At 40.9% G+C, this 15,136-nt stretch carries 19 protein-coding genes; 1 reads left to right on the forward strand and 18 read right to left on the reverse strand.

Annotation, left to right across the window (positions count from 1 at the left end):
- Nucleotides 1–17: 17 nt before the first annotated feature.
- The 7 genes from NSS60_RS14575 to NSS60_RS14605 form a co-directional block, all read right to left on the reverse strand.
- Nucleotides 18–950 (reverse strand): YybS family protein, encoded by a 933-nt coding sequence (locus NSS60_RS14575; protein ID WP_004893228.1) that lies wholly within the window; start codon nt 948–950, stop codon nt 18–20.
- A 61-nt stretch (nt 951–1,011) separates the two neighbouring features.
- A complete protein-coding gene (rpsR, locus tag NSS60_RS14580) occupies nt 1,012–1,251 on the reverse strand; it encodes a 30S ribosomal protein S18 (RefSeq protein WP_004893230.1) in 240 nt (79 codons plus the stop codon).
- Nucleotides 1,252–1,280: 29 nt separating this feature from the next.
- Nucleotides 1,281–1,772 carry a single-stranded DNA-binding protein gene (ssb, locus tag NSS60_RS14585; protein ID WP_004893233.1) on the reverse strand — a complete coding sequence of 164 codons (492 nt, stop codon included), beginning with the start codon at nt 1,770–1,772 and terminating at the stop codon, nt 1,281–1,283.
- Nucleotides 1,773–1,798: 26 nt separating this feature from the next.
- Entirely contained in the window at nt 1,799–2,086 is a 288-nt protein-coding gene (gene rpsF / locus NSS60_RS14590; protein ID WP_004893235.1) for a 30S ribosomal protein S6, read from the reverse strand.
- A 109-nt stretch (nt 2,087–2,195) separates the two neighbouring features.
- Nucleotides 2,196–3,296 (reverse strand): redox-regulated ATPase YchF, encoded by a 1,101-nt coding sequence (gene ychF, locus NSS60_RS14595; protein ID WP_004893236.1) that lies wholly within the window; start codon nt 3,294–3,296, stop codon nt 2,196–2,198.
- 20 nt (nt 3,297–3,316) lie between these two features.
- On the reverse strand, nt 3,317–3,493 hold the full coding sequence (locus NSS60_RS14600; protein ID WP_194947791.1) for a DUF951 domain-containing protein: 177 nt from the start codon (nt 3,491–3,493) through the stop codon (nt 3,317–3,319).
- A gap of 41 nt (nt 3,494–3,534) precedes the next feature.
- A complete protein-coding gene (locus tag NSS60_RS14605; RefSeq protein WP_064213887.1) occupies nt 3,535–4,410 on the reverse strand; it encodes a mechanosensitive ion channel family protein in 876 nt (291 codons plus the stop codon).
- A gap of 182 nt (nt 4,411–4,592) precedes the next feature.
- Between NSS60_RS14605 and yyaC the strand changes: the two genes are divergently transcribed.
- A complete protein-coding gene (gene yyaC, locus NSS60_RS14610; protein WP_004893248.1) occupies nt 4,593–5,183 on the forward strand; it encodes a spore protease YyaC in 591 nt (196 codons plus the stop codon).
- On the opposite strand, the gene NSS60_RS14615 is transcribed toward yyaC, so the two are convergent.
- From NSS60_RS14615 to rpmH, 11 genes are all read right to left on the reverse strand, one after another.
- On the reverse strand, nt 5,172–5,879 hold the full coding sequence (locus NSS60_RS14615; protein WP_004893252.1) for a DUF554 domain-containing protein: 708 nt from the start codon (nt 5,877–5,879) through the stop codon (nt 5,172–5,174). The two genes, yyaC and NSS60_RS14615, sit on opposite strands and share 12 nt — an antisense overlap.
- 15 nt (nt 5,880–5,894) lie before the next feature.
- Nucleotides 5,895–6,758, reverse strand: a complete 864-nt coding sequence (locus tag NSS60_RS14620) for a ParB/RepB/Spo0J family partition protein (RefSeq protein WP_004893254.1) — start codon at nt 6,756–6,758, stop codon at nt 5,895–5,897.
- Nucleotides 6,751–7,512, reverse strand: coding sequence for a ParA family protein (locus tag NSS60_RS14625; protein ID WP_004893255.1), 762 nt, complete (start codon nt 7,510–7,512; stop codon nt 6,751–6,753). Before NSS60_RS14625 ends, NSS60_RS14620 begins: the two co-directional genes overlap by 8 nt.
- Nucleotides 7,513–7,613: 101 nt before the next feature.
- A complete protein-coding gene (noc, locus tag NSS60_RS14630) occupies nt 7,614–8,465 on the reverse strand; it encodes a nucleoid occlusion protein (protein ID WP_004893257.1) in 852 nt (283 codons plus the stop codon).
- Between the two features lie 35 nt (nt 8,466–8,500).
- Nucleotides 8,501–9,214 carry a 16S rRNA (guanine(527)-N(7))-methyltransferase RsmG gene (gene rsmG, locus NSS60_RS14635; RefSeq protein ID WP_004893258.1) on the reverse strand — a complete coding sequence of 238 codons (714 nt, stop codon included), beginning with the start codon at nt 9,212–9,214 and terminating at the stop codon, nt 8,501–8,503.
- A gap of 13 nt (nt 9,215–9,227) precedes the next feature.
- Nucleotides 9,228–11,117 (reverse strand): tRNA uridine-5-carboxymethylaminomethyl(34) synthesis enzyme MnmG, encoded by a 1,890-nt coding sequence (gene mnmG, locus NSS60_RS14640; protein ID WP_004893259.1) that lies wholly within the window; start codon nt 11,115–11,117, stop codon nt 9,228–9,230.
- An 11-nt stretch (nt 11,118–11,128) separates the two neighbouring features.
- Nucleotides 11,129–12,514, reverse strand: a complete 1,386-nt coding sequence (mnmE, locus tag NSS60_RS14645; RefSeq protein WP_004893260.1) for a tRNA uridine-5-carboxymethylaminomethyl(34) synthesis GTPase MnmE — start codon at nt 12,512–12,514, stop codon at nt 11,129–11,131.
- Between the two features lie 170 nt (nt 12,515–12,684).
- Entirely contained in the window at nt 12,685–13,302 is a 618-nt protein-coding gene (gene jag / locus NSS60_RS14650) for an RNA-binding cell elongation regulator Jag/EloR (protein WP_004893262.1), read from the reverse strand.
- Entirely contained in the window at nt 13,299–14,066 is a 768-nt protein-coding gene (gene spoIIIJ / locus NSS60_RS14655) for a YidC family membrane integrase SpoIIIJ (protein ID WP_004893263.1), read from the reverse strand. The genes jag and spoIIIJ overlap by 4 nt, the downstream gene beginning before the upstream one ends.
- Before the next feature lie 64 nt (nt 14,067–14,130).
- Complete coding sequence (rnpA, locus tag NSS60_RS14660) at nt 14,131–14,469, reverse strand: ribonuclease P protein component (RefSeq protein WP_004893265.1); 339 nt, start codon at nt 14,467–14,469, stop codon at nt 14,131–14,133.
- A 63-nt stretch (nt 14,470–14,532) separates the two neighbouring features.
- Nucleotides 14,533–14,667, reverse strand: coding sequence for a 50S ribosomal protein L34 (gene rpmH, locus NSS60_RS14665; protein WP_003397591.1), 135 nt, complete (start codon nt 14,665–14,667; stop codon nt 14,533–14,535).
- Nucleotides 14,668–15,136: the final 469 nt, after the last annotated feature.

Here is a 15,136-nt window from a genome sequence, read left to right on the forward strand (position 1 = left end):
GTCAGCTCCTTGCATCATTAATCTTTCAGCTTCTTTCGTAAATCAAATCCTAAATCAATTATACCTAATATTCGCACGAGGTGAAGTAAAAAAGGGAAAAATAGCGATAGAACGACAATGGCAATAGCGCCTTTACGCCCCATTTTTTTATGGTGCATCCAATAAAAAACGAACGAAAATCCTTGAATGGTCATAAGTAGCTGTAAAACTTGAAACAAATTAAGCAACGCAACATAAGGAAATGAACCGTGCTCGATTGGGAAAAATAACAAAAGCATAACCGCTAAATAGTACCATAACAAACTTTTCGGTAAAACGAGCTCGCGAAACGGCTGCCAATTACCGATCGGCATGTTTAAGCGTTTTAAAATAGGTAAGGCAGCTTGTTGAGTAATCCAAGCAAAACATGCAGCGGCGAAAACGAACGCAGTCGGCAATAAATCGATGACAACGTCCATCGTTTGTTTCATCGTTTTTTCAAACTGCTCATTTACCGGCTGTCCTAGTTGCTCTAACACCGCTTTTGCACTTTGAAATGATTGTTGCATTATTTCTTCAATTTGTTTGCCAATGTGAATATCGAAAAACAAAACAGAGCCCGCATAAATTATAATCATACTAAGTAAAAAAGAAAGGGTGCCAACAAGTAAAACAGCATATTTTCCACCCTTTTTGCGCCAAACATGCCCCATCGCAACTCCGCTACTTGCAAACATAAACGTCATCGGAATAGACAAAAACGAACCGAACCAAATGGATGGGACAAATGATGCAGCAAGTAAAAGCAAGCCATTTTTATATGTATGGCGCATCGTAAATAAAAGAAAGGGGATCGCCAAAAAAAACGTAGTGACCATTCCAAAAACCGGCATATATAAACTAAGTAAAAGGAGCACTGTAAAAATGGCAAGTTGCACCGCTCCTTCCGTCAATACACGAGCGTTTTTCATCTTTTTCCCTCCTTGAAAACAAAAAGCAGTAAGGCTCCGTCCCCCTTACTGCTTTCTCTTTTTATTCGCCCGCAACGTATGGTAGTAAAGCCATCTGACGAGCACGCTTAATCGCAATCGTTAACTTACGTTGATATTTTGCACTCGTACCTGTTACGCGACGAGGTAAAATTTTACCGCGCTCAGAAATGAATTTCTTTAATGTGTCTACATCTTTGTAGTCGATGTGCGTAATTCCGTTTGCTGTAAAGTAGCAAACTTTACGACGTTTTGTGCGTCCACCTTTACGTCCTGCCATCATATATCCTCCTTTCTCCAATTAATATTATATTAAAACGGCAAATCATCATCCGATATGTCGATTGGTTGTCCATCGTTCGCAAATGGATCATCATCAATTCGACTAAATCCGCTGTTACGTCCTTGGTTCGGGTTCTGATTTGATCCAAATGGAAACGGCTCGCCATAGCTGCCTGATGCCATGCCACGTTGCTCACCGCCACCTCGCGGCTCTAAAAACTGCACGCTATCGGCGACAACCTCTGTCACATATACTCGTTTTCCTTCTTGGTTTTCGTACGATCTCGTTTGAATTCGACCTTCTACTCCAGCTAAACTACCTTTTTTCAAGTAGTTGGCCACATTTTCAGCTTGTCGGCGCCAAACGATACAGTTAATAAAATCTGCTTCACGTTCACCTTGTTGGTTTGTATATGTTCGGTTCACCGCTAGCGTAAACGTGGCAACAGCAACTCCATTTGGAGTATAGCGTAATTCTGGATCTTTCGTCAGTCTTCCGACGAGAATTACGCGATTAATCATCAGAACCACTCCTATTCATGAGGAAATTATTCTTCTTCCTTCACGACGATATGACGAATGATATCTTCGCTGATGCGTGCTAAACGGTCAAATTCCTGAACTGCCGCTGGCTTCGCAACAACGTTTAAAATCATGTAGTAACCGTCACGGAATTTTTGAATTTCATAAGCGAGACGACGCTTACCCCATTCTTTTACGTTCGTAATTTCCGCGCCATTTTCAGTTAAAACGTTGTTAAAACGTTCAACAACTGCTTTTCTCGCTTCTTCTTCCATGTTTGGACGGATAATGTACATAATTTCGTACTTTCTCATCACGACACAGTCACCTCCTTTTGGTCTACACGGCTCTCTACAGAGCAAGGAGCAATATATCATTACTCACATTTGATGATTATATCATGAACGTCGTCCATATGCAAGATTAGACGTTAAAACGGAAATGAATAATATCGCCATCTTGCACTTCATAATCTTTTCCTTCTAGTCGTACTTTTCCTGCTTCACGCGCAGCCGCCATCGATCCTGCCGCAACTAAATCGTCATATGATACCGTTTCTGCACGAATAAATCCTCGTTCAAAATCAGAGTGAATAATTCCCGCACATTGCGGTGCTTTCATTCCTTTCCGGAACGTCCATGCCCGCACTTCTTGTTCGCCCGCTGTGAAGTACGTAGCAAGCCCGAGCAAGCTGTATGATGCACGAATAAGTTGGTCTAATCCTGATTGTTCAATGCCAAGTTCTTGTAAAAATAACTCTTTTTCTTCATCATCTAACTCCGCCATCTCCGCCTCAACTTTAGCACATACAACGATGACTTCTGCATTATCTTCTTTCGCAAATGCTTTTACTTGTTGCACGTACTCATTGCTGTTCGGATCCGCTAAATCTTCTTCTCCGACGTTAGCGACGTATAACATCGGTTTGATCGTTAATAAATGCAATTGCTTCACGACTTTCATTTCTTCTTCCGTAAATGAAAGCGTTCTAGCTGGTTTTCCTGCTTCGAATGTTTCTTTCAAGCGACTTAAAATGTCATATTCAAATACTGCTTCTTTATCTTTTTGTTTTGCCATTTTCCCAACGCGATCTATCCGCTTATCTACCGTCTCTAGATCAGCAAAAATAAGTTCTAAGTTAATTGTTTCAATGTCAGCAATCGGGTCTACTTTCCCCGCCACATGCGTAATATTTTCGTCAGCAAAGCATCGCACAACTTGACAAATGGCATCAACTTGGCGGATGTGCGATAAAAACTTATTTCCTAATCCTTCACCTTTACTTGCACCTTTCACGATTCCTGCGATATCCGTAAACTCAAATACAGTTGGAACCGTACGTTTTGGATTAAATAATTCCGTCAATGTTTTTAGACGCTCATCTGGCACTTCAACAATGCCAACGTTTGGTTCGATCGTACAAAACGGATAGTTTGCAGACTCAGCGCCCGCTTTTGTGATTGCATTAAATAACGTTGATTTTCCGACGTTCGGAAGACCAACAATTCCTGCTGTTAAACCCATAATGAAACTCCTCTCTTCGTCTATTCCTCGTGCTTTATGAGCACTTTTTTCATTTTTTTCTCAAACTCTTTTCGCGGCAGCAATACGCTATGACCGCATCCTTCACACTTAATTCGAATATCCATACCCATCCGAATAATTTTCCAGCGATTTGTACCGCAAGGATGTTCCTTTTTCATTTCAACGATATCATGCATGCCATACTCCTTATTCAATATAGCACACTCCTTTCCGTTGTTTAAGCACGTTCCGCTTGTTGTTCGCGACTATAGAGAACTAAACGAGGAAACGGGATTTCAATTCCACGCTCGTCCAAGCGAAGCTTAATCTCTTTTCGCAACGCACGTGCGATGTGCCAATGACGCATCGGCTTCGTCTCGCATGTAATGCGCATGACCACTTCAGACGGTCCTAAATTTTGTACTCCTAACAACTCTGGTGGACTGACGATGTCTTCATATTTACTTGGCATTTCCTCTAACACTTCGCGAATAACAGCCTCTGCCTGCTCTAAATCACCTTCATACGCAATACTTACATCGACAACTGCCACACTATTATTCAAAGAAAAGTTCGTCACTTGTGTAATCGTTCCATTCGGCAAAATATGCACTTCACCTGTAAAACTTTTTAACTTCGTTGTGCGCAATCCGATTTCCTCAACATGCCCTTCAAATGTTCCGATGCGCACATAATCTCCGACGGCAAACTGATCTTCAAGGATAATAAAAAATCCTGTAATAATATCACGAACAAGGTTTTGCGCCCCAAATCCAACCGCCAATCCAACGATTCCAGCTCCCGCTAAAATCGCACGAATATCGACGCCTACAGCGTCTAAAATCATCACAAACGTAATAAAGTAAATGGTATACGTCGCCATATTGTTCAGCAGTCGCATTAACGTTGCTTCTCTTCGTTCCGATAACCGAATCGGCGCCTTTTGACGAACGGCGAAAAATTTGGTAATCGTCAATTTGATCACCTTTAACAAAATCGAAGCCAATAAAATAATCGCTATGATTTTAAACAAGCTAACACCAACTGTGACGAGCCAGTCACCTTCTAATATTTGTTCAACAATACGGTCATATATTTTTTTCGTTTGCTCCATTCAAGCCACCTCCGCTGTAGCAAAATAACCTATACAAGCTTCTTTGTTTGCGCATAAGTTATTGTAACAGTATTTTGCTTACATTTGTAGCGCACGAACTTTCTACATCGCCCAATGTATATATATTCACATTTTTCCGTATACTGTTACCACGTTATTTAACCGGAGGAGGGAACGGACATATGCAAAATAAATTTTTTTACGATGGGCCAAACGCGGCAGTTCAACTTTCATCATCCATTTTACGCTTACTACCAGCTTCTATACATACACCAATTATCATCATGTGTATCGGTACAGATCGTTCAACTGGCGATTCGCTCGGACCACTTGTCGGTACAATGCTGGAACAAAAAGGAGCGTTGCCGTTTTATGTGTACGGAACGTTAAAAGATCCGATTCATGCTGTTAATTTAGAAGATCGACTAAAAGATATTCAACAACAACATAAACATTCATTTATCATCGCTGTCGATGCTTGCCTTGGTCGTGTGAAAAACGTTGGGATGGTCACAGTTGAAAAAGGGTCATTAAAACCAGGGGCGGCTGTCAATAAAAATCTCCCGTCTGTCGGCGATGCTCACATTACTGGGATCGTCAATGTGAGTGGATTTATGGAATTTTTCGTATTACAAAACACGAGACTTCATTTAGTCATGAGTATGGCGGAAACGATCGCCACAGGTATTTATGAAGCAGGTATGCAACTAAAGAAACATCAGCGGCTTGCATCATTGCAGACAAATGAACTGAAATATAAGTTATTCGAATAACACATGCATAAACGCAACGATCAAGGCATTGACTAAAATGCTTGGCAATAAGTTCGCTACACGAACAGATGTAAGATTCAACATGTTCAATCCGATCGCAACAATTAAAATTCCGCCTGTCGCGGTCGATTCAGCGATAAATGCCTCAAGGGCGCTTGGCGGAATGAACCGATCGATTTGCGTAGCCATTAAGGCGATGGAGCCTTGATAAACGACAACAGGAATAGCGGAAAAAATAACACCGATGCCAAACGTAGCGGTTAAGATGATGCTCGCAAAGCCGTCCAAAATCGACTTTGTATACAATACGAGATGATCACCTCTTAACCCGCTATGTAACGCACCGACAATGGCCATCGAACCGACGACAAACAGGAGCGTAGCGCTCACAAATCCTTTAGAAATCGCTCCTTCTGCTCCATATCCTGCTCGTTTCTCCACCCATTTCCCTAGCCTTTCGAGTTTTTCTTCAATGTCCCATATTTCTCCTAATACCCCACCGACAACTAAACTAATAATTACAATTAAAAACTGATTGCTTTCTAATCCCATTTTGACACCAAGAACGACGACAGAAAGCCCAATCCCACTCATTACCGTTGATTTTATGCGTTCAGGAATATTCCGAAATATGGCCCCTAACAGTGCTCCAATAAGAATACATATGCCGTTCACAACCGTACCGAGCAAAACCAAAATGTTTCACATCCCTCATTCATCCATATATTCGTCATATGCGTTCAACAATTGTAAAATACGTGTTAAATCTTCCTCAGAGAAAAATTCGATTTCAATTTTCCCTTTTTTTCGATGTTTTTTAATGGATACTGACGTTCCTAACCGTTCGCGTAACAGCGCTTCGCTTTGCGTTAAAAATATATTTTTCTCTTCTTTCTTTTTCAATGTTTCACGTGGAACATTTTCATTCAATTGTTGAATAAGCGCCTCAAGTTGGCGAACATTGAGCGATTGTTGAATAACTCGTTCAATAACCGCTGAAAGTTTTTGTTTGTTTTTTAATGCAAGTAATGCTCGACCGTGCCCCATCGATAATGTACCTTCTTCAATCATTTGTTGCACATCACTTGGAAGTGAAAGAAGGCGTAGATGGTTGGCAATATGTGGACGGCTCTTCCCTAATCGTTTCGCCAACTCTTCCTGCGTCAATTTGCATTTTGTAAGCAATAATTGATATGCTGTCGCTTCCTCAATCGGATTTAAGTCTTCACGCTGTAAATTTTCAAGCAATGCAATTTCCATCATTTTTTCATCCGAAAGTTCACGTACAACGGCCGGGACAGTTTTTAATCCTGCTAGTTGTGCCGCTCGAAAGCGACGTTCACCTACGACAATTTCATATCCCTTAATTGTTTGGCGAACGATAAGCGGCTGGATGATCCCATGTTCCATAATGGATTGCTTTAATTCTTCTAGCGCTTGTTCATGAAACGTTTTACGCGGTTGATATGGATTTGGACGAAGTTGTTGAATTTCAATGTCTTGAACCGTTTCCCCTTTTTCTGCTTCTAAATTAGTAAAAAGAGCATGAATGCCTTTTCCAAGCCCTTTAGCCATTTGCGATCACCTCTTTCGCAAAATCTGCGTATACTTCCGCCCCCCGCGATTTCGCATCGTACAAAATAATCGGCTTTCCGTGGCTTGGTGCTTCACTTAGCCGAACGTTGCGCGGAATGATCGTTTCATACACTTTTTCGCGAAAATACTTCTTCACTTCTTGAATGACTTGAATACCAAGATTTGTACGCGCATCAAACATTGTCAACAACACACCTTCAATGCGTAAATTGGAATTTAAATGTTTTTGTACGAGGCGAATTGTATTTAATAATTGGCTCAGTCCTTCCAATGCGTAATATTCACATTGAACGGGGATCAATACTGTATCTGCTGAAGTTAAAGCATTAATCGTTAACAATCCGAGTGAAGGTGGGCAGTCGATAATAATAAAATCATATGCATCTTTAATCGGGCTTAACGCTTTTTGTAAGCGCACTTCCCGCGAAACGATCGGAACGAGTTCGATTTCGGCACCAGCTAGTTGAATGGTGGCAGGAATAATATGTAAACGATCGATATTTGTTGGACGAATAACTTGACGTACGTCTACTTCGTCAACTAGCAGATCGTAAGCACATTGTTCGATGTCATGTTTTTCCACACCAATACCGCTTGTCGCATTTCCTTGCGGATCGATATCGACAAGCAATGTTTTCTTCCCCATATGAGCTAAACAAGCAGATAAATTTACCGCTGTCGTCGTTTTGCCAACACCGCCTTTTTGATTGGCAATCGCAATAATTTTCCCCACAATGCTCCCCATCCTTTGCTTATAATACTTTTATTGTATCACGAATTTTTCAATATTTTCATATACAAAAAGAAAACCTCATCGTCATTTTGGATGAGGTGTTATTTTTGTTTCTTCGGGATGCGGATGGTAATTTGATAATAGTCTTCAAACTCTTCTTCTTCTGAATCGATCGCAACACCGCTATCAGCAACCATCGTCAACGACTGACGAATCGTATTGACAGCGATGCGCATGTCTTTACTTAACGATTTTCGTTTCGGCTTCGGGCGCTTTTCATCGTCGCTTTCTTCTAGCATTTTCGCGACTCGATCTTCTGTCTGTTTCACGTTGAGTTGCTTTTGAATAATCTCTTCAAGCAATTTTAACTGTTTATCGTAATCTTTCAGCACAATTAACGCACGAGCATGCCTTTCGGTAATTTGACGTTGCAATAACGCTTCTTGTACTTCTTGAGGGAGTTTTAATAAGCGAAGTTTGTTAGCGATCGTCGATTGTCCTTTTCCAAGCCGTTGTGCTAACGCTTCTTGCGTTAAATTATGCAATTCTAGCAAACGCGCATAAGCAACCGCTTCTTCAATCGGAGTTAGTTCTTCTCGCTGTAAGTTTTCAATTAAAGCAACAGAGGCTGTTTCCGTATCATTTAAATTTTTAATAATGGCAGGTATATCTGTCCAACCGAGTTTTTGTGCCGCCCGCCATCTTCGTTCTCCGGCAATAATTTCGAACTTTCCATCTTCGCATTCTCGAACAACAATCGGTTGAATCATCCCATGCGTGCGAATCGTTTGAGCAAGTTCGTCAATTTTATCTTCAACAAAAATGGTTCGCGGCTGAAAACGGTTTGGAACAATTTGTGAAATGGCGATTCGTTTTATTTCTTCATTCGGTATGACAATTTCTTCTTGCTCTTTTTCACCAAAGTTGAAAAATCGCGAAAAAGGATGCTTCATTTCCCCCTGACACCACCTTTGAGAACTCAAAACATTCATTCAATCGGAAGCTTGTTTGGTACCCCTGGTTTGCGTGGATATTTCTTCGGTGTTTTTCTTTTTTTCTCGACAAAAACGATTGCTCGTTCACTTTCTTCAATTGGCAATAAAAATTGTTCGACTTTCGCCACTTCGCCACCTAAAACACGAATAGCCGTTTTTCCTTGTTCAAGCTCTTCTTGTGCTGATGCACCTTTCATTGCAATAAACGTTCCTCCCACTTTCACAAGTGGCAAACAGAGCTCACTTAAGACAGATAAACGAGCAACAGCACGAGCCATGACGACGTCAAATGACTCACGTACACTTTTTTGTCCAAACGTCTCGGCGCGATCATGATAAAAGGCTACTCCTTCAAGCCCAAGTTGTGCCGCTAAATGATTCAGAAATGTGATTCGTTTTTGTAATGAATCAACAATTGATACATGTAGATGAGGAAAGCAAATTTTTAGCGGTATACTCGGAAAACCAGCCCCTGCTCCAACATCGCAAATAGATAATGATTGCGAAAAATCATAATAAAAAGCAGGTGTGATGGAATCAAAAAAATGCTTCAAGTACACGCCTTCTTCGTCTGTGATCGCCGTTAAATTCATTTTCTCGTTCCATTCAACGAGCAATTGATAATATGTTTCGAATTGAGTAAGTTGTTGAGGAGAAAGCGAAATTCCTTTCTCCTCTAACATTTGTTGAAATACCTTTACATCCATCATTCATCCCTCTTTATTCATTTGACACACGTGCGATTTTTCCCTGCTCTAAATACACTAATAAAATCGAAATGTCTGCCGGATTGACTCCCGAAATGCGTGACGCTTGTGCAATGGAAAGCGGACGAACTTGTTTTAGTTTTTGACGCGCCTCTGTCGCCAATCCTGTAATCGCATCGTAATCAATGTCTTCTGGAATTTTTTTATTTTCCATTTTCTTTAATTTTTCAACTTGTTGTAGCGATTTTTCAATATATCCTTCGTATTTAATTTGAATTTCTACTTGCTCTGCTACTTCAGGATCAATCGGTTGTTCCGCTGGTGCAATCATTTGAATGTGCTCGTACGTCATTTCTGGACGCTTTAACAAGTCAGCTGCACGAATGCCGTCTTTTAACTCGCTTCCCCCGGCATCCCGAATAAGTTGTTGTACTTGTGGGGTTGGCTTAATGATGTAAGATTTTAAGCGTTTCTTTTCCGCTTCGATCGCTTCTTTCTTTGCGACAAACTTCTCATATCGCTCTTGTGAAATTAAACCGATTTTATAGCCAATTTCCGTTAAACGTAAATCGGCATTGTCGTGACGTAATAAAAGACGATATTCTGCACGGGATGTTAGCAAGCGATATGGCTCGTTCGTTCCTTTTGTCACAAGGTCATCAATTAAAACACCAATATATGCTTCTGAGCGGCTTAAAATTAACTCCTCTTTTCCAAGCGCTTTACAAGCGGCATTAATGCCGGCAATAAGCCCTTGACCAGCTGCTTCTTCATATCCAGATGTCCCGTTAATTTGGCCTGCTGTATATAGTCGTTGAACAACTTTTGTTTCTAACGTTGGCCATAGCTGTGTTGGAACGATAGCATCATACTCAATCGCATAACCAGCACGCATGAGCTGTGCCTTCTCTAGCCCCGGTATTGTCGCTAACATTTGACGTTGAATATGCTCCGGCAAACTTGTCGATAAACCTTGTACATATACTTCCTGCGTATGTCTTCCTTCTGGTTCAAGGAAAATTTGATGACGTGGTTTATCATGGAAACGGACGATTTTATCTTCAATTGATGGACAATAACGCGGACCTGTCCCTTTAATCATTCCTGAATACATCGGTGACAAATGTAAATTTTCATCGATGATTCGGTGCGTTTCTTCTGTCGTATAAGTGAGCCAACAAGGAAGTTGGTCGGTAATGTATTGTTTCGTCTCATAGGAGAACGCTCGTGGCACGTCATCTCCCGGCTGAATTTCTGTTTTGCTGTAATCAATCGTATGGCTATTTACACGCGGTGGTGTTCCTGTTTTAAAGCGAACTAATTCAAAACCAAGTTCCTCTAAATGCTCTGAAAGTTTAATCGATGGCTGTTGATTGTTCGGACCGCTTGAATATTTAATGTCACCAATAATAATTTCACCGCGTAAAAACGTTCCTGTCGTAATAACGACAGCCTTAGCATAATAGCGAGCACCTGTATGCGTAATGACACCTCTACATACACCGTCTTCTACGATTAATTTTTCTACTTTTCCTTGTAATAACGTTAAATTCTCTTGGTTTTCTAACGTCTTTTTCATTTCTTGTTGATATAAAAATTTATCTGCTTGTGCACGCAACGCTCGCACCGCAGGTCCTTTTCCTGTGTTCAACATTCGCATTTGAATATGCGTTTTGTCGATGTTTTTCCCCATTTCTCCGCCCAATGCGTCAATTTCCCGAACGACAATCCCTTTTGCAGGTCCGCCGATTGATGGGTTACATGGCATAAAAGCAATCATATCGAGATTGAGCGTAATTGCTAGCGTACTTGCTCCCATGCGTGCAGCAGCAAGCGCCGCTTCACATCCCGCATGACCGGCGCCGACAACGATAACATCATAAGATCCTGCCTCGTAATGCATAAACACCCTCCTTATTTTCCTAAACAAAATTGTGCAAACAATTGATCAATCAAACTTTCGTGCACCGTATCTCCAACGATTTCACCTAACAATTCCCACGCTCTCGTTAAATCAATTTGCACGATGTCGATCGGCATCCCCGCTTCGATGCCGTGAATCGCTTCTTCTATCGCTTTTTTTGCTTGCGTCAACAATGCAATATGACGCGAGTTTGATACATATGTTAAATCGCGCGCCTCTACATCTCCACTGAAAAACAATGAGGCAATCGCCTCTTCAAGTTGCTCGATCCCTCTTTCCTCCAAAAGAGATGTCGTAATAATTGGTAATCCTTGCGCTAATTGCTTCACTCGGTCCATATCAATTCGCTTCGGTAAGTCTGTTTTATTAACAACAACAATGGCGTCCATTCCTTTGACCGCTTCAAACAACTGCTCATCTTCTACTGTTAGCGGCTCATTGTAGTTAAGTACAAGCAAAATTAAATCAGCTTCTTTTAACACTTTCCGTGACCGCTCGACCCCAATACGTTCGACAATGTCTTCTGTCTCACGAATGCCCGCTGTATCTAGCAAACGAAGCGGTACACCACGAACATTTACATATTCCTCAATAACATCACGAGTTGTGCCTGGAATATCCGTCACGATCGCACGATTTTCATGAGCTAAACTGTTTAACAACGATGATTTCCCAACATTTGGACGACCGATAATCACTGTCGCTAGTCCGTCTCTTAACACTTTTCCTTGTTGTGCCGTTTGTAGTAGCCGTTCAATTTCATTTTTCACTTCTGTCGCCTTCTCAAGCAACAGTCGATGCGTCATTTCTTCGACGTCGTCATATTCTGGATAGTCAATATTTACTTCGACATGTGCCAACGTTTCTAAAATCGTTTGGCGCAAGCGACGAATCAGTTTCGATAAACGACCTTCCATTTGATTCAATGCAACAGCCATGGCACGATCCGTTTTGGCGCGAATAAGATCAATGACCGCTTCTGCTTGGGATAAATCAATACGCCCATTTAAAAAAGCTCTTTTTGTAAATTCTCCAGGTTGCGCTAGACGAGCTCCATACGCTAACACGAGTTGAAGAACGCGGTTGACGGAAACGAGCCCCCCGTGGCAGTTAATTTCGACAACATCTTCACGCGTAAATGTCTTCGGAGCCTTCATCACCGTAACCATCACTTCTTCAATCGTTTCTTTCGTCTCCGGATGTACTATGTGTCCATAATGAATTGTATGAGATGGGACGTCTTTTAGCTTCTTTCCCCCTACACCAACAAACAGTTGATCAACAATTTTTATCGCTTCATCCCCGCTTAAACGGACGATAGCAATCGCCCCTTCACCCATCGGGGTCGAGATCGCTGCAATTGTATCGAATTCCACGCTATTCACCTTCTTTCTTAAAACAAAATTATCCACATCTATATCATTCGTGTTTTATTCACAATGGTAATCAAGTAAATTTTAACTTATCCACATGTGAATAACAACATACATACTGCGTTTGAATTTACAAAAAAAATTCTCTAGGAACGACTTCCCCTAGAGAATGTTTATCTTTTTAGTGAAATAACGACATGACGATGCGGCTCCGTCCCAGCTGAAAACGTCTGTATTCTATCGTCATCACTTAGCGCCGTATGAATGACTTTTCGCTCCCATGCACTCATCGGTTCTAACGAAATATCTTTCCTCGTTTGTATCGCTTTTTTCGCCATATTTTTTGCTAAACGAACAAGTGTTTCTTCTCTTCGTTTTCGATATCCTTCCGCATCAATAACAACGCGAAGCGGACGATCCGTATAGCGATTTAACACTCCTTGCGCCAATAATTGTAACGCATTCAACGTTTGGCCATGCTTTCCAATCACCCGTGCAACCTCTGGACCTGAAAGCAGGACGACGAGATGTTCATCTTTCTGTTCGAAAGCGAGATGGACACGCACACCCATCTGCTCAATAACATGTTTTAAAAACGATTTGACACAATCAAACGGATGACGGATCACAATCTCCACGATTGCTTCTTGTCCACCGAACAAACCAAGAAACGGCTTTTTTTCTTGTTGCACAACAACAATATCGACCGCTTCTTTCGACAAATGTAATTGCGCTAACGCTTTGTCCACTGCCTCTTCTACCGTTTGGCCCCTCATCGTGATTCGTTTCACTTTCCTGTTCCCCCAGCTTGTTTCGTTGCTTTTAAGTCTGGTCCTTTAATGAAATACGTCTGTGCAATCATAAACAAGTTTCCAACTACCCAATAAAGCGAAAGTGCTGCTGGGAAGTTGATCGCAAAAACAACGACCATAATTGGCATTAACCAAAGCATCATCGCCATTTGTGGATTTTGCTGCTCGGTGCCAGCCATCATTATCTTTTGCTGAATAAATGTTGTGACCCCTGCGACAAGTGGCAAGATGAAAAACGGATCTTTTTCACCTAAGTCAAACCATAAAAAATTATGGCGTGCAATTTCTTCTGTGCGCATAATAGCATGGTAAAATCCAATTAAAATCGGCATTTGAATAAATAGCGGCAAACAACCAGCTAACGGATTGACACCGTGTTTTTGGAAAAGTAACATCGTTTCTTGTTGGAGCTTTTGCTGCGTTTGCGCGTCTTTTGAACTGTATTTTTCGCGAAGTTTTTGCAATTCCGGTTGCAACGCTTGCATCGCCTTAGAATTTCTCGTTTGTTGAATCATTAACGGCAAAATAGCTAAACGAATCAAAATAGTTACGACGATAATACCTAAGCCGTAATTCGAACCAAATAACTCAGACGTATATGTAATTAACCAAGATAGCGGGTAAACGATATATTCGTTCCAAAATCCCTTACTCTCCGCCGTAATAGGTTGGTTAATTTCCGAACATCCTGCTAATACAACAGCAAGAAGTAAAAACAGCCATGCGACCTGCCTTTTTTTCACTCGTTTTTTCCCCCTTACTTTATACATTCCATGAAATATTTTAGCATATCGGTCGAGCAAACATTTAATGAAAAACGTTTGCTCGTCTTAAAACGTGCAATAAGCTTTTTTTCGTCTCTTCATACTCCATCGTAGCTACCGGCATTCGCGCAATAATAACATAGTCTTTGCCTATCTCAATTCGATCGCGCTCTTCGTGAAACACTTGGCGAATATATCGTTTCACACGATTCCGAACGACCGCTTTCCCTATTTTCTTGCTAACGGACAACCCGATGCGAAAATACGGTTGCTCTGGTTTATCGAGAACATACAAAACAAACTGCCGATTCGCCACCGATGTTCCTTTTTTAAATACTTCTTGAAATTCTTCATTCTTTTTTATGCGATATTTTTTTTTCATGTGCTTTCATCACACCTCAATTGTCACTCCCGTTAGAAAAAAGACCACTGATCGTTCAGTGGCCTATGCAGATAATACTTTTCTTCCTTTACGACGACGGCGAGCAAGAACTTTTCTTCCGTTCTTTGTGCTCATACGCGCACGGAAACCGTGTACTTTGCTACGCTTCCGTTTGTTTGGTTGATACGTTCTTTTCATATATGACACCTCCCTGAGGAATAACTGTTAAAAGACAGTCTTTCTAATTATAGTGAGAAATTAAGAGAAATGTCAACTACTCCGGGAGTATCTTTTTTTGAATATATTGTGATTATTACTGTGGATATTTTTTTTGTCGTTTTTTTGTATCCACAACATTTATCGACAAGTTTTTCACATCTTATAACCTTGTGGGTAAAATTTTTTCACACCTTTTTTGATTTGTGGATAATATTTTTAAAACCATTGCAACATATGTATCTATCTGCTATTATATTGTTGTTTTTACTCTGGATAATTTAATAATTTTTTCTCATTATCCACAAAATGTGGATAATGTGTGGACAGTTTCGTCCACATGATGTGTAAATATTTGTCCACAATCGGTGAAAACTGTCGAAAAAAATTTTTTTTATAGACAAAGTTATACAAAAGTTAAACACCCGCGCGGAGAAGGAGGGAGAGCGGC

This window comes from Anoxybacillus sp. FSL W8-0382 (genome assembly GCF_038003845.1).
GTDB classification, from domain to species: Bacteria; Bacillota; Bacilli; order Bacillales; family Anoxybacillaceae; genus Anoxybacillus; species Anoxybacillus flavithermus_G.